Origin of the sequence: Nonomuraea glycinis (genome assembly GCF_014646515.1) — a bacterium.
Classification (GTDB): domain Bacteria; phylum Actinomycetota; class Actinomycetes; order Streptosporangiales; family Streptosporangiaceae; genus Nonomuraea; species Nonomuraea glycinis.
In genome coordinates, this window is the sequence record NZ_BMNK01000002.1 from 135,578 (window position 1) to 153,222 (window position 17,645).

Annotated in this window: 15 protein-coding genes and 1 pseudogene; 12 read left to right on the plus strand and 4 right to left on the minus strand. The window is 68.4% G+C overall.

Annotated features, from left to right (window positions below; all coding sequences use genetic code 11):
- Window positions 1–107: 107 nt before the first annotated feature.
- Complete coding sequence (locus tag IEY87_RS45350; RefSeq protein ID WP_194511309.1) at window positions 108–533, minus strand: hypothetical protein; 426 nt, start codon at window positions 531–533, stop codon at window positions 108–110.
- A 257-nt stretch (window positions 534–790) separates the two neighbouring features.
- Here IEY87_RS45350 and IEY87_RS05800 point away from each other — a divergent pair, with 257 nt between their 5' ends.
- The 6 genes from IEY87_RS05800 (at window position 791) to IEY87_RS46600 (ending at window position 4,154) form a co-directional block, all read left to right on the plus strand.
- Window positions 791–1,213, plus strand: a complete 423-nt coding sequence (locus tag IEY87_RS05800; RefSeq protein ID WP_189137453.1) for a helix-turn-helix domain-containing protein — start codon at window positions 791–793, stop codon at window positions 1,211–1,213.
- Window positions 1,214–1,293: 80 nt separating this feature from the next.
- The gene (locus IEY87_RS05805) at window positions 1,294–1,518 is read left to right on the plus strand and encodes a DUF397 domain-containing protein (protein ID WP_189137454.1); all 225 of its coding nucleotides are present in this window, start codon (window positions 1,294–1,296) and stop codon (window positions 1,516–1,518) included.
- A 163-nt stretch (window positions 1,519–1,681) separates the two neighbouring features.
- Window positions 1,682–1,921, plus strand: a complete 240-nt coding sequence (gene tgmA / locus IEY87_RS05810; protein ID WP_189137455.1) for a putative ATP-grasp-modified RiPP — start codon at window positions 1,682–1,684, stop codon at window positions 1,919–1,921.
- A gap of 20 nt (window positions 1,922–1,941) precedes the next feature.
- Window positions 1,942–2,895 carry an ATP-grasp ribosomal peptide maturase gene (tgmB, locus tag IEY87_RS05815; RefSeq protein WP_229699300.1) on the plus strand — a complete coding sequence of 318 codons (954 nt, stop codon included), beginning with the start codon at window positions 1,942–1,944 and terminating at the stop codon, window positions 2,893–2,895.
- Window positions 2,892–4,025 carry an ATP-grasp peptide maturase system methyltransferase gene (gene tgmC / locus IEY87_RS05820; protein WP_189137457.1) on the plus strand — a complete coding sequence of 378 codons (1,134 nt, stop codon included), beginning with the start codon at window positions 2,892–2,894 and terminating at the stop codon, window positions 4,023–4,025. Before tgmB ends, tgmC begins: the two co-directional genes overlap by 4 nt.
- A gap of 6 nt (window positions 4,026–4,031) precedes the next feature.
- Entirely contained in the window at window positions 4,032–4,154 is a 123-nt protein-coding gene (locus tag IEY87_RS46600; RefSeq protein WP_263651763.1) for a hypothetical protein, read from the plus strand.
- Window positions 4,155–4,364: 210 nt separating this feature from the next.
- Here the strand turns inward: IEY87_RS46600 and tnpA are convergent, their stop codons facing one another.
- Complete coding sequence (gene tnpA / locus IEY87_RS05830) at window positions 4,365–4,793, minus strand: IS200/IS605 family transposase (protein WP_189137458.1); 429 nt, start codon at window positions 4,791–4,793, stop codon at window positions 4,365–4,367.
- A 13-nt stretch (window positions 4,794–4,806) separates the two neighbouring features.
- Here tnpA and IEY87_RS05835 point away from each other — a divergent pair.
- Window positions 4,807–5,960 (plus strand): annotated as a pseudogene (locus IEY87_RS05835) (RNA-guided endonuclease InsQ/TnpB family protein).
- A 79-nt stretch (window positions 5,961–6,039) separates the two neighbouring features.
- Window positions 6,040–6,960 carry an aminoglycoside phosphotransferase family protein gene (locus tag IEY87_RS05840; protein WP_372462247.1) on the plus strand — a complete coding sequence of 307 codons (921 nt, stop codon included), beginning with the start codon at window positions 6,040–6,042 and terminating at the stop codon, window positions 6,958–6,960.
- 73 nt (window positions 6,961–7,033) lie between these two features.
- On the opposite strand, the gene IEY87_RS05845 is transcribed toward IEY87_RS05840, so the two are convergent.
- A complete protein-coding gene (locus IEY87_RS05845; protein ID WP_308112941.1) occupies window positions 7,034–7,960 on the minus strand; it encodes an NADP-dependent oxidoreductase in 927 nt (308 codons plus the stop codon).
- Between the two features lie 130 nt (window positions 7,961–8,090).
- Here IEY87_RS05845 and IEY87_RS05850 point away from each other — a divergent pair, with 130 nt between their 5' ends.
- Genes IEY87_RS05850 through IEY87_RS05860 form a run of 3 tightly spaced genes read left to right on the plus strand, consistent with a single transcriptional unit; the run spans window position 8,091 to window position 15,584 of the window.
- Window positions 8,091–8,645, plus strand: a complete 555-nt coding sequence (locus IEY87_RS05850; protein WP_189137460.1) for a hypothetical protein — start codon at window positions 8,091–8,093, stop codon at window positions 8,643–8,645.
- Window positions 8,645–10,741 (plus strand): flotillin family protein, encoded by a 2,097-nt coding sequence (locus tag IEY87_RS05855; RefSeq protein ID WP_189137461.1) that lies wholly within the window; start codon window positions 8,645–8,647, stop codon window positions 10,739–10,741. Before IEY87_RS05850 ends, IEY87_RS05855 begins: the two co-directional genes overlap by 1 nt.
- Window positions 10,742–10,745: 4 nt before the next feature.
- Window positions 10,746–15,584 (plus strand): DNA repair ATPase, encoded by a 4,839-nt coding sequence (locus IEY87_RS05860; protein ID WP_189137462.1) that lies wholly within the window; start codon window positions 10,746–10,748, stop codon window positions 15,582–15,584.
- A gap of 100 nt (window positions 15,585–15,684) precedes the next feature.
- Here the strand turns inward: IEY87_RS05860 and dapA are convergent, their stop codons facing one another.
- Window positions 15,685–16,560: a 4-hydroxy-tetrahydrodipicolinate synthase gene (dapA, locus tag IEY87_RS05865; protein WP_189137463.1), complete on the minus strand. Its 876-nt coding sequence runs from the start codon at window positions 16,558–16,560 to the stop codon at window positions 15,685–15,687.
- 72 nt (window positions 16,561–16,632) lie between these two features.
- On the opposite strand from dapA, the gene IEY87_RS05870 reads away from it, so the two are divergent.
- Complete coding sequence (locus tag IEY87_RS05870; RefSeq protein ID WP_189137464.1) at window positions 16,633–17,502, plus strand: LysR family transcriptional regulator; 870 nt, start codon at window positions 16,633–16,635, stop codon at window positions 17,500–17,502.
- The last annotated feature ends 143 nt before the right edge of the window (window positions 17,503–17,645 follow it).

Consider the following 17,645-nt stretch of genomic DNA (forward strand, 5'->3'; position numbering starts at 1 on the left):
GGCCGACAGCTGACCACCGCGAAGATCAAGCGATGCGGCGACTCCCCATGTGGGCAGAACGTCTATCTGCCATGCCCTGCCGAACCTGGTTTCCAAGTCTTCCGGGGTCATGACCCGTCCGTCACGTAGCCAGGAAGTAGCGGCGGGACCCTGGCCGACTCGTGCGAGGGGATGATGTACCGCCTGTCCGGTGCCAGGCCGCCGCGTCGGTCAGCCTGTGCCACATCCACGAGGTACGCACCGGATCGCGGAGCTATCCGCACGGTGGCGACACGCCATCCTTGAGGAGCGAAGATCAGCAACTCTGGCGGGTGGCGATGTTGCGTGCTTCCTGGAGGCGCGGGCCAGGTTGATGACTTAAGAGTGAGCTTGAGATATTCGACGATGTAGGTACGTATTCCGCGCTGGATCAGCAGATTACGCAGTTCCGCGAGAGTTTTGTCGTGCTTGGCCGCGATGACGTCGCTGATCGGCTCCCGAGTGGGGTCCGTATGGGACTCTTCAGCCATTTTCTCCCGTAGTTCGTGAATCATCGAGTATCACCGACCTTGTCCGTGTCCGAAAATACGGCATCCGCCGCAACAAGAACTCAGAAATATCCGTCTCTTGATCCGGACAGGATGATGAGGGCCTGTCCGGATGGTCTGCCGGTTTCCCCGAGAAGCATTCCTAGAGTGCTCTCTCCCAGTTACTTTGTATCTACCAAGCGACTGTCCGTATCCAGACAACCGCTGTACGCCTTGTCTGTGCGGTATTCGGGAGAGCTGTCCGGAGCAATTGGAGGAGCGGCATGTCGGCGGATGAACAGACTCCATCCCCGAACGAGGGCAACCCGTACGGTGCGGCATTGAGGGAAGCCCGGATGGCGGCCGGCCTATCCCAGGCGGCCATGGGGTCGTTGATCCCGTGCAGCGAAAGCTTGATCGGTCTGATTGAACGAGGCAAGCGAAAGCCGACCAGGAATTTCACCCTCTCGGCGGAAACTGTCCTGAATCTGGGCGGGGAACTGCTTCGTCTGCTGTCAAGCGCCACGGTTGTGTCGGCTCCGAAGTGGTTCAGAGAGTGGCCCAAAGTGGAGGAGAACGCCCACACGATCCGCACATGGCAACCCCTGGTCATTCCGGGGCTTCTACAGACGCCGGCCTACGCGCGAGCGATCCTCGGTGCTGAGCCAGGAGTCACCCACACCTGGATCGAGGAGACGAAAGGTTAATCTCAGATACGACGCGATCCATAAGTGGGCCCATCCCATACACGTGAGCGAGCGACTGGTACGTGAGGTGGCGGCAAGGTATGAGAATCACTGATGAGCTGCGCGTCGAGCTGAATGCCGCAGAATGGACGAAATCCACACTTTCCGGCTCCAGCGGAGGCGACTGTCTCTATGTGGCCAAGCTGAGTGGCGATCGCTACGCGATCAGGGACTCCGAGCAGCCGGACGTTGAGCCGCTGCTCTTGCGTGGGAGCGTCTTCCGCGCCTTCGTGGGCGGTGCGAAACTCGGCGAGTTCGACATCTGACCACTCAGGACAAGAGGTCCCCATCACTACAGGGGCCTCCGCCCTTCCCCCCTTCACCACAAAGAGTGTCCGTACGGTTACAGACGGCTCTGGTTTTCTTCCCAATCCCTTGATGGCTCCGTAGCGTCAAGGGAGAAAGGCTCCCCAGCGGAAGGAAATCTCGATGGCCATGACGCCAAATCAGACAGTGCGACCGTGGGGCTTGAGTCGTATGGCCCCGCATTGCTCAGTCGCTCCCCTGGAATACGCCACGGTCACGTTCGATCCCGAAACGCAGCTCACCCACTTCCATGACGCCGGTGGTGCGATCGTGGACATGCAGCGCGGAACGGTAACCACGTCGCAGGGTGGTAGTGACGGCTCGGCCAACTCGCCCAAGGTCGCGGACGACAGCAACGACTGATGCCACCAACGCCGACCACTGTGTTGGTTGTCACGTCATTGATTGACGAGACGGCCAACACGGTCATAAGAGTCCTGATCGAGCGCGAAGTGCGAGTGGTACGCGTCGATCCCGCCGACATCGGTACTGCGCTGACATTCAGTGCCCATATCGGTAACGGTCGTGACTCGTGGGGTGGCAGGCTTCTCACGCCAAGCCGTGACGTCTCCCTGGAGGAGATCGGGGCCACCTACTACCGGCGCCCCAGCCCTTGGCGTAGTGACGCCGCTGACGAACAGGTACGGCAGTTCGTGATCACCGAGGCTCGCCATGGGCTCAGAGGGCTGCTGAGGACCCTGCCGAACTGCCGTTACGTCAACCATCCCGCCGCCACCGAAGGTGCGGACTTCAAGGTCGCGCAGTTGCAGGTGGCTGTGCGAGCAGGGATGAAGATTCCTGAGACGTTGGTTACCAACGATCTCGACGCCGCCCGGAAATTCGCTCTTGAACACGAACACATCATCTACAAGTCGTTCCGAGGGGTTCCGCCGGGCGCGGGCTGCCAGGTAGGCGCCATATGGACGCAGCGGATCAGTGCAGATGATCTGAACGGGTCATTGTCGGTGACCGCTCACCTGTTTCAAAAGGAGATTCAGAAGACCGCTGACGCGAGAGTGACCGTGGTAGGCCGGAAGGTGTTTGCGAGCAGGATCACCGCTCCCGATGGCGCGCTTGATTGGAGACGCGGAGATTGGCGTGAGCTGATCCACGAGCCCATCGAAGTACCCGAAGCGATCAGGGAGGCTCTATACACCTACCTCGCACACTTCGGCCTGGAGTTCGGTTGTTTCGATTTCGCCATCGAAGAGAGCAGGGCGGGAGAAATCTGGACGTTCATCGAATGTAACCCGAATGGCCAATGGGGATGGCTGCCGGACTGCGACGCGATAGCGCATGCCTTCGCGGACGTACTACTGGAAGGATGGTGGCCATGACAGAAACAGCCGCAGGGCTTCGCCTCGAACTGGCGAACACAATAGGTTCTGCCGACTGGCGCAAGGCGCTGGAAATAGTGCCTCGCGAACGGTTTCTGGGTGATGCCATATACCTGCCTCACAAAGGCCGGGACGACCTATGGGTCCCGATGCGCTGTGCCGACACGGGCGAAGGCGAATGGCTTGCCCTGGTCTACGCCAACGAGACCTGGGTGACGCAGGTGGGCGGCGTCATGGCCGAAGACGCCTCGGAGCTCGTGACAGGGCGGCCGTCGTCGTCATCGACCTTGCCCGGCCTGGTTGTGCGGATGCTGGAGGCCGCCCGGATCGGCGAGAGTGACAAGGTTCTGGAGATCGGCACGGGCACGGGCTACTCGACGTCGCTGATGTGTCAGCGGCTCGGCAGCGACGCGGTCACTTCGATCGAGTACGACCCGGTGGTAGCCGCCCGGGCTCGTGACGCGATCCTCAAGGCGGGTTACACCCCGACGTTGGTGGTCGGAGACGGGCTGTACGGATACGCCGAGAACGCTGAATACGATCGGCTCATCGCAACATGTTCCGTTCGCACGATCCCGCTCGCGTGGCCGCAGCAGGTCCGCGATGGCGGCACCATCACAGCCCCGATGCGGGGATGGATGGGTGGGGTGGCGTTCGCGCATCTCACTGTGGCGGGTGACGGCGCCGCGAGTGGCCGCTTTCTGAAAGACGACCTGTCTTTCATGACCGCCCGCTCCCACCTGCCTCCTCCGCTCCCGCCGTTGGTCAGAGGCGTTGGAGACGTACGCGAGACCAGAATCGATCCGTCGGCTCTGGACGACCAAGCGGCTCTGTGGGTCGCTCAGCTCGCCGTGCCACAGGCCCAGTGCGTCTGGGGCGAGAACGACACGACCTTCCTGATCGATGTCGATTCCGGTTCACGCGCCGTGGTCGAGCCGCAGTCCACAGGCGGCTGGACAGTTCATCAGCATGGCCCGGTCAAGCTGTGGGACGCCGTCGAAGACGCCGTTCTGCTGTGGCGGGAAGCCGGTCAGCCGCACCAGTCCACCTTCGGCCTGACCGTGACGCCCGAAAGGCAGCGCGTATGGCTGGGCCACCCCGACGGACCGTCGTGGAACCTACCCGCCTGAAGCCAGGTGGGGCAGCAGGTGTTCGCCGGTGAGGCGGCCCACCTGGCCTACATGACGGACGAGGCCGCCGAAGGCCGCGACTCCTTCCTGGACAAGCGCGAGCCCGACTGGTCTCCCTGGCACTACTAGCCGAGGTCGCCTGGCCACCATCTATGTAGATGCCATCTACGTAGATGGCATCTACATAGATGCTGTGGGAAACCCCGTCGCGTTCAGCGGACGGGCTGTTTCAGCGTGATCTGGCGTGGAACCCCGGGCGTTCACGCCCGGGAGGAAACGACAGCGCGGGAGGGCCTCCAGGCCCGAGCGGTGCCCTGACAGTCGGTCTGCGTGGGTGACTCAGTCTGGCCGTTTCTGGTTCTCGATGTACTCCTTGATGATCGACAGGGGTGCTCCGCCGCAGGACGCGGCGAGATAGGAGGGGGACCAGAAATGGCCGCCCCACAGATACCGGCGGATGTGGACCGGGAACTCCTTGCGCAGCAGCCGGGCCGAGACGCCCTTGAGAGAGTTGACCAGAGTCGAGAGCGCGACCTTGGGCGGATAGTGCACCAGCAGGTGGACATGGTCGTGCTCGCCGTTGAACTCCACCAGCGTGGCGCCGAAGCTGTCGCATACCTCGATCATGATGTCCTCACAGCGGCGCAGGGTCTCATCGGTGAACACTTCGCGCCGGTATTTGGTGGTAAAGACCAAATGGGCGTGGAGGCTGTGGACCACGCTACGGCCCCGCCGGATCTTGGGGTTCGGCTCCCATCGCGGTGACATAGACCTAATGGTAATGTGTTCGATTGTGAAACTGGTGGTGCAGGTGAAGCTCCTGCCGACGCCGCAGCAGGCGGCGGCGCTGGAAGCCACCCTGCACGCCGCCAACCGGGCGGCGAACCTGGTCGCGGCACTGGCGTTCCAGCAACGCTGTTTCCGCACCTTCGACCTGCGCAAGCACACCTACGACCAGATCAAGGCCGACTTCGGCTTGGCCGCCCAGGCCGCCCAGCACGTCATCAAGAAAGTGTGCGACGCCTACCGCACCCTGCACGCCAACCTCGCCGCCGGAACCTGGGCAAGCCCGGATCGCCACGCCGGATCAAAGCCGAGACCAAACCGATCTCCTTCCGGCCGCTGGCGGCCCAGCCCTATGACGACCGGTGCCTGTCCTGGCAGCATGATGCGCGGACGGTGTCGATCTGGACGAGCGCCGGGCGGCTGAAAGGGGTGGCCTTCACCGGCTCGGCCGGGCAACTGGCTTTGCTGGCCGCCCACCGCCGGGGTGAGTCGGATCTGATCTGCCGGGACGGGATGTGGTTCCTGTATGCCACGGTCGAGGTGGCCGACCGGCCGCTGTCGGAACCGGACGGCTTCGTCGGGGTGGATCTGGGCATCGCCAACATCGCTACCACCTCCGATGGGGTCCGTCATTGCGGCAAGGGCCTGAACGCGGTCCGCCACCGTCATCGCCGCCTGCGCCGCCGCCTGCAGGCCAAGCGGACCAAGTCCGCCAAGCGGCTGCTGAAACGGCGGCGTCGTCGCGAGGCGCGGTTCGCCGCGAATGTCAACCACGTCATCGCCAAAAGCATCGTGACCGAGGCGACACGCACCGGGCGCGGGATCGCTCTGGAGGATCTCCAGGGCATCCGCGAGCGGGTACGGCTTCGCAAGCCCCAGCGGGTCACGCTGCACTCCTGGAGTTTCTACCAGCTCGGAGCTTTCATCGCCTACAAGGCGGTCCGGGCAGGCGTGGCGGTGATCGCCGTGGATGCGGCCTACACCTCACAGCAGTGCTCGCACTGCGGGCATGTGGACAGGCGCAACCGGCCCGACCAGGCCACCTTCTCGTGTACGTCGTGCGGTTTCGCTGAGCACGCCGACGTCAACGCAGCCCGGAACATCGCCTCACGCGGTGAGACGGGCTGGGCAGTCAGTCACGCTGCCTGACGCGGACCGGACCGTCGAAGCCATCGACGGCGAGGAGCTGCAAGCTCGGTCGTTTTACGACCGAGAAGCTGACACTGGGGTGGTGACGATCGTGGTGCCCCCGGCGTTGGTGGCGAATCATGTGAAGCAGGACGGTGCGGCGGGGCGGGCCTGGTCGGCGGGGTTGCCCGCGCTGGCGGAGCGTTATCTGCGGGAGTGGGAGCTGCGGCTCGACGGGGAGCCGAGGCACGGGGTCGTGTCGCTGGTGCTGCCGGTGGTGCGGGCTGACGGCACGCCGGCGGCGCTCAAGTTGCAGCCCGTCACGGACGAGCACGCGACCGAGGGGCCGGGGCTGCGGGCCTGGGCCGGGAACGCGTCCGTGCTGTTGCTCGACGAGGATCCTGGCGGCGGTGCCCTGCTGCTGGAGCGGCTGGACGCGGCCAGGCCGCTGTCCGCGGTGCCCGACGACATGGAGGCGGTGGAGATCCTCGCCGGGCTGCTCGCCCGGCTGGTGGCCGTGCCCGCGCCTGCCGGGATGTCGCGCCGGCTCGGGGACATCGCTCAGGGCATGCTCGACGACGTGCCGGAGGCGCTGGGCGCGCTGGGCGACGAGCGCGAGCGGCACTGGCTGCGGGTGTGCGCGGGAGCGGTCGGTGAGCTGGTCGCCGAGCCGGGCGACCGGCTCCTGCACTGGGACCTGCACTACGACAACGTGCTGGCCGCCGAGCGGGAGCCGTGGCTGAGCATCGACCCCAAGCCACTGGCCGGCGACCCGGGGTTCGACCTCCTGCCGGCGCTGGACAACCGGTGGGACGACGTGGTCGCCACCGGGGACGTGCGGCGGGCGGTGCTGCGACGCTTCGACCTCATGGTCGACCGGCTCGGGCTCGACCGGCGGCGGGCGGCCGGGTGGACCCTGGGCCGGGTGCTGCAGAACTCGCTGTGGAGCATCGAGGACGGCGAGCCGGGCCTGGACGAGATCCAACTGGCGGTGGCCGAGGCGATGACCCACCGCCAGTAGGGGCCGCTCACCGTGGGCAGCCGACGCCCGTAGACAGTGGGGGCGCCGGCTGTTGGCTGGCCGGTGTGGCCGGTCAGCCTACCTGGATGACGATCTTGCCGCGGCCGTGGCCGGTCTCGATCTCTCTGTGCGCGTCCGCCGCCTTCTCCAGCTCGTACGTCCTGCGTACCGGGAACTTCAGTTTGCCGGTGGCGTACAGGTCGGCGTAGCGGCCCAGGCGCTCGGCCGTACGGACGCCCTGGGTGGTGCGTACGCCCAGGGCGGCGGCCTTGGCGTGTTCGACCAGGGTCAGGATCCGGTCGGGGTCCTTGACGAGCTCCAGCGAGACCTCCAGCGCGTGCCCGCCCGCGCCGTCGAGCGCGGCGTGCACCCCGTCGGGCGCCAGGGCGCGGACCCGGTCGGCGAGGCCGTCGCCGTAGGCCACGGGGGTCGCGCCGAGGTCCCACAGGTAGGCGTGGTTCTCCTCGCGGGCGGTGCCGATCACGGTGGCGCCGCGCATCCTGGCGATCTGCACGGCGGCGGTGCCGACGGAGCCGGCGGCGGCGTGGACGAGCAGCGTGTCACCCGGCCCCACGGCCAGCCCGTCGAGCGCGATCTCGGCCGTCTGCACGCCGGCGGTCAGCCCGCCCGCGACCTCCCAGGGCACCCCGGCGGGCTTGGCGGTCACGTCTCCCGCGTTCACCACGATGTACTCGGCGTAGCTGTTGAGCAGCGAGAAGCCGAGCACCTCCGCCCCCAGCGGCACGCCGGTCACGTCCTCGTCCACCTGGTCCACCACGCCCGCGAACTCGTTGCCGGGGATGCGCGGCAGGTCGCCGGTCACGCCGGGCGGGGTCCAGCCGCCGCGCACGGCGGCGTCGAAGGGCTGGACGCCCGCCGTCCTGACCCGCACCCGCACCTGGCCCGCTCCCGCCTGCGGCGCCGGAAGCTCCATCACTCGCAGCACCTCGGGGCCGCCGAAGGCGGTGAACGCCGCGGCCCGCATCATCTCTTCACTCATGCGGGCCAGCCTGCTTCCTCAAGCGCGCTTGAGGTCAAGCTGTCTAACCATTCGGGAACTTTTTTCTTTAGTCAGCCTTTATCTAGATATAGTCCAACGAGTCAGGCACCGGGGGACGGGGCAACGAGTATTGAGCGAGTTCCTGCACGTCGCGTTGGACTTTCCGACGGTCTTTTTCAGCTTTCTGTTGATCGTGGTCGTCGGTTATTGGGTCGTGGTGATCACCGGCCTGTTCGACCTTGACGGCGCGGACGCGCCCTGGCTCGGGTTCGGCGGTGTGCCGGCCGGCGTCACGCTCTCCCTGCTGATCGCGACGGCCTGGCTGCTGAGCCTGATCGGGAGCCAGTTCGCGACCGGACCGCTGCTCTGGGCCGTGCCCGCCGTCGCCCTGGCGGGCGGCTGGCTGGGCACCCGGGCGCTGATCAGCCCGCTGCGGGGGCTGATGGCGAAGGAAATCCTCCCCTCGCGCGGCGACTTCGTCGGCCGCATGTGCGTGATCCGCACCGGCCTGGCGAGCCACGACTTCGGCCAGGCCGAGGTCACCGCCGCCGACGGCTCCTCCGCCGTCGTCCAGGTCAGGACGACCGGTCAGGATCGCCTGGTCCGCGGCGACAACGCATTGATCTTCGAATACGACGCAGACGGCGAGTTCTTCTGGGTCATGCCTTACGAAAGTGAGCACTGATGGATGTCATCTCCACCGGCTTCGCGGTTTTCCTCGCTGTCGTCCTTGTCGTCGTCATAGGTCTGCTCGTCGTCATCAGCCGGCTGTTCAGAAAGGTCGAACAGGGTAAAGCGCTGATCATTTCGAAGGTCAACAAGGTGGACGTGACGTTCACCGGCGCCATCGTTCTTCCCGTGGTGCACCGGGCCGAGACCATGGACATCTCGGTGAAGACCATCGAGATCGAGCGGACCGGCCGCGAGGGCCTGATCTGCATGGACAACATCCGGGCCGACATCAAGATCACGTTCTTCGTCCGGGTGAACAAGACCGCCGAGGACGTCATCAAGGTCGCCCAGGCCATCGGCACCGTGCGGGCCAGCGACGAGTCGACGTTGCAGGAGCTGTTCAACGCCAAGTTCTCCGAGGCGCTCAAGACCGCCGGCAAGCAGCTCGACTTCGTCGACCTCTACACCAAGCGCGACGAGTTCCGCGACGAGATCATCCGCCTCATCGGCACCGACCTCAACGGCTACAGCCTTGAGGACGCGGCCATCGACTACCTGGAGCAGACCGCGCTGACGTCGCTCGACAAGAGCAACATCCTCGACGCCCAGGGCATCCGCAAGATCACCGAGCTGACGGCGATCGAGCACGTGCGCACGAACGAGTTCCAGCGCACCGAGGAGAAGGAGATCACCCGCCAGAACGTGGACGCCCGCGAGGCCATCCTGGAGCTGGAGCGCCGCCAGGCCGACGCCGAGGCCAAGCAGAAGCGCGAGATCCAGACCGTACGGGCCCGCGAGGAGGCGGAGATCGCCCGCGTGCAGGCCGAGGAGCGGTTGCGGGCCATGGCGGCCAACATCAAGACCGACGAGCAGCTCGGCGTACAGCAGGAGAACCGGGCCCGTGAGGTGGCCGTCGCGGAGAAGAACCGCGAGCGGGTGATCGCGATCGAGTCCGAGCGGATCGAGAAGGACCGCATGCTGGAGGTCATCGCCCGCGAGCGGGAGACCGAGCTGTCACGCATCTCCAAGGACAAGGAGGTCGAGACCGAGAAGCGGTCGATCGCCGAGGTCGTACGGGAGCGCATCGCGGTGGACAAGACGGTGGCCGAGCAGGAGGAGGCCATCAAGCGGCTGCGCGTGGTCGAGGAGGCCGAGCGCACCCGCCAGGCGGTGATCATCGCCGCCGAGGCCGAGGCGCAGGAGAACCTGGTCAAGGGCATCAAGGCGGCCGAGGCGGCCGAGGAGGCGTCGAAGTTCAAGGCCCGCGAGGAGCTGGTGCTCGCCGAGGCCAGGCAGCAGGCCGCCGAGCTGGACGCCAGGGCCAAGATCCGGCTGGCCGAGGGCGTACAGGCCGAGACCGCCGCGGCCGGGCTGGCCGAGGCGCAGGTCAAGGAGCGGGGCGCGGAGGCGATCGAGAAGGTCGGCCACGCGGAGGCGATGGCGCTGGGCGAGAAGCTCAAGGCCGAGGCCGAAGGCGCTCGGGCGATGGCCCTGGTCGAGGGCGACCGGCTCAAGGCGCAGGCCGAGGGCGAGCAGGCGATGGCCCTGGCCTCCGCCGCCGCGATCGGCGAGAAGCTCAAGGCCGAGGCCGAGGGTCTGACGGAGAAGGCGGCCGCGATGGCGGCGCTGGACGACGCCAGCAGGGCGCACGAGGAGTACCGGCTGCGCCTGGAGACCGACAAGGAAGTACGGCTCAAGCAGATCGACGTGTCCCGCCACGTGGCGGAGGCGCAGGCGAGCGTGCTGGCCGCCGGTCTGGCCAAGGCGAACATCGACATCGTCGGCGGCGACACGATGTTCTTCGACAAGGTGATCGGCTCGATCACCGCGGGCAAGGTGGTCGACGGGTTCGTCGAGCACTCCGACGTGGCCCGGTCCATGGCCGGCCCCTACCTGAACGGGTCCGCCAGTCTGATGCAGGACCTGGCCGGCGTGGTCAGCGGGGTCAGCACCGAGGACCTGAAGAACCTCACCGTGTCGGCGCTGCTCATGCGGCTCATCCAGCGGGGCGGGCCGGACTCCGGGCCGCTGGGCGAGCTGCTGGACACGGCCCGCCGCCTCGGCGTGGCGGACTCGTCGGTGACGGCGCTGGTCCCCGCGAAGGTCTGACAGCGTGACTGACACTGCTCAGGAAGGCACCACCAATCTTGAGGCCGGCACGTACGAGGTGCTCAGGAACCGGCTCGGCGCCCAGGCCAAGGCGCTGTCGAAGGCGGCCGAGGCCGTCAACGCGCAGCGCCTGACGGTGTTCGGCGGGGCCGAGCTGCGACTGCTGGGCACCGAGCGGATCCGTACGGAGAACAATTGCGTCCCCAGGGACATCGTCTCCGTGGGCGACGTCATGCTGTTCGGCTACAACGTGTTCATCGGGCTCAAGCCGGAGACCGCAGTGACCGACGTGTTCGCCGTGCACCGCTTCACCCGGGAGGGCGACGCCTTCAGGTTCGATGCCGAGAAGCTGCCGGCCCTGGACGACCCGGCCTTCCGCAAGGACTTCTCCGAGCTCTACCGCTATTACAAGGAGACCAGCCTCGCCCAGCTCAGGCGGGTGGAGGGCAAGCTGCTGGCCGTCTTCCAGACGGGCCCGGCCGACCTCCGGGTCCTCCGCTGGACGGTCACCCCCACCGGGGTCATGAAATATCAGGACAGTCGGGGGGAGCGGGACCATGTCTTCCCGCCCTCCCACGACTTCGAGTGGACCCCCAGCAGTCGCGACGACCACGTCCTCGGCCGCCACCCGCACATCTCCATCGAGGACGAGGTGTTCGTCGAGACCGTCGGCGGCGACCTCACTATCAAGATCGAGAACAACACCGAGTCCGGCGCGGGCATCTACAGCGAGCCCGTCGCCGAGAAACTGCAGAGCCTGGCCGACGCCGACGTCGAGTACGCCCGCGTCGGGCCGCTCATCCTCATGCGGATCAGGCCGTACAAGGAGACCGAGTGGCGGCATCTGGTCTTCAACACCCGCACCAAGGCCGTGACCAGGCTCGACGGCATCGGGCAGGCCTGCCAGCGGTTGCCCGAGGACCAGGGGTTGATCTTCCCCGGCGGCTACTACCTGGCCACGGGGGTCAGCAAGACGTTCGACACCGACGTCAGCGACCTGGAGTTCGAGCGGATGGTCCGCTCGCCCAACGGCGAGGACGTGCTCTACGTCTTCCACGCCAGGGGTGACGGACGCTCGCTGCTGCTGCCGTACAACGTGATCAGAAAGGAGGTGGCCAACCCGATCGTCTGCCACGGGTTCTCGCTGTTCGACGACGGCACCATGGTGGTCTTCCGGGCCACCTCCGAGGAGCCGACGCGGGTGCACCCCATGCAGGTGTGGCAGACGCCGTACGTCTCCGACACCTACGCCGCCGCGCAGCCGACCGGTACCGGGCCGCTAGAGCGCATCGGCAACGCCGAGCTGGTGCGCGGCATCTCCGACTGCCTGTCGGTGTCGCGCATGGTCGAGGAGATGGCACCGGGGGCGGCCACGTTCGAGGCGCTGATCGCCGCCTGCACGCGCACCTTCGACAGCTACCACTGGCTCGGTGAGCACGGCCTGCGCGGGCCGCTCGCCGACGTGCGCGCCACCGCCGAGCAGGTGCTCGACGAGTACGAGAGCGTGGCGCAGCTCACCCGCCAGGCCGCCGACACGCTGGAGGAGGCCGCCGAGGAGGTCGCCCAGCTGCTGCGCCGGTCCAAGGGCGACTCCCCCGCGACCGCCGACGCCTGGGTCACCCTGCTGGCCACCCTGCGCCGGGCCCAGGGGCATCTGGTGACGCTGCGCGAGGTCCGCTACCTCGACCTCGCCCGGCTGGACGAGCTGGCCGCCGCCCTGACCGAGGAGGTCACCTCGGCGGGCCGGCGGGCCATCGCGTTCCTGGAACGGCCCGACGCGTTCACCGGCTATCACGCGGCCGTGGAGGAGCTCGCCGCGCAGGCCGCCGCGATCGCCACCGTGGCCGAAGCGGTACCGGTCACCGAGCGGCTGACCACCCAGGCGGAAGGGCTGGACGTCGTCACCGAGGTGGTCGGCTCGCTGGACATCGCCGACGCGACCGTACGCACCTCCATCCTGGGCCGTATCGCCGAGGTGCTGGGCGGCATCAACCGGGCGCGGGCGCTGCTGGACGGGCGTCGGCGCGAGCTGCTCGGCGCCGAGGGCAGGGCCGCGTTCGCGGCCGAGTTCGCGCTGCTCGGCCAGGCCATCACCGGCGCGATGGCCGTCGCCGACACGCCGGCCAGGTGCGACGAGCAGCTCGGCCGGCTGATGATCCAGGTGGAGAACCTGGAGTCGCGCTTCGGTGAGTTCGACGACTTCGCCGACCAGCTCAACGCCAAGCGCGACGACGTGTACGAGGCGTTCTCCGCCCGCAAGCAGGCCCAGCTCGACGCGCTCGCCCAGCGGGCCGACCGGCTGTTCACCTCCGCCGAACGCACCCTCGGCAGCATCACCAGGCGGCTGTCCACGCTGGGCTCGCTCGACGAGGTCAACACCTACTTCGCCACCGACCCCATGGTGGCCAAGCTCCGATCCGTCTCGGCCGAGCTGCGTGACCTGGGCGACGCCGTACGGGCCGAGGAGCTGGAGGGCAGGGTCAAGGCGGCGCAGCAGGAGGCCGGGCGTGCCCTGCGCGACCGCCTGGACCTGTTCACCGACGGCGGGGAGAGCATCCGGCTCGGCCGCCACCGCTTCGCCGTCAACACCCAGCCGATCGATCTGACGCTGGTCCCGCAGCGGGGTCCGGACGGCGACGGCGTGACGATGAACTTCGCCATCACCGGCACCGACTACCGCTCCCCGGCCCCCGCCTCCTTCGCCGACACCCGCCCCTTCTGGGATCAACTGCTCGTCTCGGAGAGCGCCGAGGTCTACCGCGCGGAGCACCTGGCGGCCTCCCTCCTGGACACCGCCGTCCCCGGCCCCGACCTGCCCGATCTGGTACGGCAAGCCGCCCAGGAGCGCTACGACGAGGGCTACGAGCGCGGAGTCCACGACCATGACGCCGCCGCCATCCTGGACGTCCTGCTCCGGCTGCGGGCGGGCGCGGGCCTGCTGCGCTACCCACCGGAGGCGCGGGCCGCGGCCCAGCTTTTCTGGACGTACGGCGTGCAGGAGGTTTCACGTAAAACATTCGCCACCCGGGCCGGGTCGCTCGGCCGGGCCCGGACCGTCTTCGGGGCCTCGCCCGCGCTCGCGGCGCTGGCCGGGGAGCTCGGCGGGCTGATCGACGCCTTCCTGGGCACCATCGGCCGGCGGGACGCGGGCGGCGTGGCGGCGATCGCCGGGGAGTATCTCGTCGAGGAGCTCGCCGGTCAGCCCGACGGGTTCGTGACCAGCAAGGCCGCGCGGGAGCTGGTGACGGGGTTCCAGCGGCAGCTCGGGCCGGTCAAGGTCAAGGAGTTCGAGGCGGACCTGAAGGCCGTCGCGCTGCCGGAGCGGGTGCAGCTCGCCCAGGCCTGGATCGGCGCCTTCGACCAGGGGCCCGAGCTGGCCGAGGCGATCGCGGTGCAGCTCTGCGACCTGCCCCGGTACGACTCCGGCGCGGCCGTCTCGGCGACCGTGGAGGGGCTGCTGGGCGCCCACCCGCGCATCGCGGACCGGAAGCTGGAGATCCGGCTGGACGAGATGCTGGCCCGGACCAGGCGGTTCGCGGCCGAGCGGGTGCCTGCCTACCGGGCCTACCAGAAGCGGCGCGGCGAGCTCGTCGCCGCCGAGCGGGCCAGGCTGCGGCTGGAGGAGTACCGGCCCAAGGTGATGAGCGCGTTCGTGCGCAACCGGCTGCTGGACGAGGTCTACCTGCCGCTGATCGGCGACAACCTGGCCAAGCAGCTCGGGGCCGCCGGTGACGGGAAGCGGACGGACCAGATGGGGCTGCTGCTGCTCATCTCGCCGCCCGGCTACGGCAAGACGACGCTGATGGAGTACGTGGCCAGCCGCCTGGGACTGATGTTCGTCAAGGTCAACGGGCCTTCGCTCGGGCACGGGGTGACGTCGCTGGACCCGGCGGAGGCGCCGAACGCCACGGCCAGGCAGGAGGTGGAGAAGATCTCCTTCGCGCTGGAGAGCGGCGGCAACACGCTGCTGTACCTCGACGACATCCAGCACACCTCGCCCGAGCTGCTGCAGAAGTTCATCTCGCTGTGTGACGCGCAGCGCCGCATCGAGGGCGTCTGGAACGGGCGCACCCGCACCTACGACCTGCGCGGCAAGAGGTTCGCCGTGTGCATGGCGGGCAACCCGTACACCGAGTCGGGGCAGCGTTTCCGGATCCCCGACATGCTCGCCAACCGCGCCGACGTGTGGAACCTGGGGGACGTCCTGTCGGGCAGGGAGGAGCAGTTCGCGCTGAGCTATGTGGACAACGCCCTCACCTCCAACCCGGTGCTCGCGCCGCTGTCGGCCCGCGACCGGTCCGACGTGGAGCTGCTGGTCCGCCTGGCCAAGGGCGACCAGGCCGTCCGGCCCGACCAGCTCCGCCACCCCTACTCGGGGCCCGAGCTGGAGCAGATCCTGAGCGTGCTGCGCAAGCTGGTGCGGGTGCAGGAGGTGGTGCTGGCCAACAACCGGGCCTACATCGCCTCGGCCGCGCAGTCGGACGCCGCCCGCACCGAGCCGCCGTACCGGCTGCAGGGCTCCTACCGGAACATGAACAAGCTGGCCGAGCGCATCGTCCCCGCGATGAACGAGGCGGAGCTCGAAGCGATGATCGACGACCACTACCTGGGCGAGGCGCAGACCCTCACCACGGACGCCGAGGCGAACTTGCTCAAGCTCGCCGAGCTGCGCGGCCGCCTGACTCCCGAGCAGCGGGCTCGCTGGGCGGAGGTCAAGGCGGCCTACCTGCGGGACAAGGCGCTGGGCGGCGGCGAGGACGACCCGATGTCCCGCGCGGTCGGCGCCCTCGGGCTGCTGGCCGACCAGGTCCGCGAGGTCGGCTCGGCCATCAGGGAGTCATGACCGCGTCGTGATCCCTTGCCGCCAGGAGGTCATGACCGCGTCGCGATCCCTGGCCGCTCGGTCGGCCTCGCGCCGGACGGCGGTGACGCCGCTGGAGGAGCTATGCCGGTGCCGTACCGGCGGAGTCGGCCTGTGAGATGGCCCGCTCGCTCGCGGGCACCAGCGGCAGCCGGACGTCGGCGGTGGGGATCAGGCCCCGGGCGTGCAGGACGCCCTTGATGACCGTCGGGTTCGGCTCGGCGAACAGCGTGGCCGACAGCCGGGCGAGCCGGTGCCCCAGCGCCCTCGCGCGGGCGGCGTCCCCCGCCCGCCAGGCGTCGACCAGCTCGGCGAAGCGGTCGGTGGCCAGGTGCGCGGAGGCCAGAATGCCGCCCGACGCGCCGAGCGCGAGCAGCGGCGAGATGACCGCGTCGTCCCCGCCCAGCACGTCGAAGTCGTCGGGCAGGTCGCCGAGCAGGTCGATGGCGTCCTGGTCGATCCCGCCGGCGGCGTACTTCACCCCGGCGATCATCGGGTGGCCGCCCAGGTGGCGCAGCGTCGCGGCGCTCACCGCCTGACCGGTCCGGTAGGGAATGTGGTAGATCACCAGGGGCACCGGCGTCTCCTCCGCCAGCGCCTCGAAGTGCGCGACGACGCCGCGCTCGCCGGGCCGCAGGAAGTACGGGACCGTCACCAGCGCGGCCGCGACCCCCTCGGGCAGCGCCTTCAGCGCCTCGGCCGTGGACCTGGTGTCGTTCCCGGTGAGGCCCACGGTCAGCGGCACGCCGCGGGTCCGGCAGACCCGCGCGCAGACGTCGATCACCTGGGCGCGCTCCGCCGGGCTCAGCGCCGCGACCTCACCGGTCGTCCCCAGCGCCACCAGTCCGGACGCGCCCTGGTCGAGGACGTGGTCGGCGAGCTTCTCCACCGCGTCGGCGGCCACCTCGCCGGTGGCGGTGAACGGCGTGATCAGTGGTACATGGATTCCCGTCAGCATGTCTTCGAGCGTGCCCTGTCCGAACCCGTTAGGTCCAGCGAAGATTTCTGCGGTTCAGCGTAAGCTCACCTTATGCTCGACCCTCGTAAGCTCCACCTCCTGCGCGAACTGTCCCGGCGCGGCACGATCGCCGCCGTCGCCGAAGCCGTGGCGTTCACCCCGTCGGCGGTCTCCCAGCAGCTCAGCGCGCTGGAGAAGGAGGCGGGCGTGCCGCTGCTGGAGCGCACCGGCCGCACCGTCGCCCTCACCCCCGCCGGTCACCTGCTGGTGGAGCACGCGCAGGCCGTACTGGAGCAGCTCGAACGCGCCTCCGCCGCGCTCGCCGGCGTCCGCGGCGGCCTGTCGGGCCCGCTGCGGGTCGGCGCGTTCCCGACGGCGGCCCGCGTCCTGCTGCCTCCGGCGCTCGCCGACCTGACCCGCGCCCACCCCGGCCTGGTCCCGATGCTCTCCGAGATCGACCCTGCCGACGTCTCGGCCGCCCTGGGCGCGGGCGAGCTGGACGTGGCACTGGTCCACGAGTACGACTTCGTGCCGCCGGTCACCGACCCGTCGCTGGAGACCGAGCCGCTCTTCAGCGAGCCGATCTATCTGACGAACCGCCCCTCGATCGCCGCGGCGGCCGCCGACCCGTGGATCGCCGCCAAACCGGGCACCCTCTGCTACACCATGACGATCAGAGCCTGCCAGGCGGCCGGCTTCGACCCGCTCGTCCGCCACCACCTCGACGACTTCGACACCGTCCTCGCCTTCGCCGCCGCCGGCCACGGCATCGCCCTGGTGCCCCGCCTCGCCGCCCTCGCCCCGCCCCCCGAGGTCCGCCTCACCCGCCTCCCCCTGAGCCGCCGCACCCTGGCGGCCTTCAGACGCGGGTACGAGGAGCACCCGGCGATCAGGGCGGCCGTGGCCGCGTTCCGGTCGGCGAGCACGCTGCTGCCGGTTTAGTCGGATCGATCTAAGTAAGATGGAGTCTTACTTAGATGAGATCGACCATGGAGGTGGCATGCGCACGTCACCGGCCGTGCCGACGATCTGAGAACTCTCGACGGGCAACTCCGCCAAGTGCTGGAGGGACGTCTCACCACCCG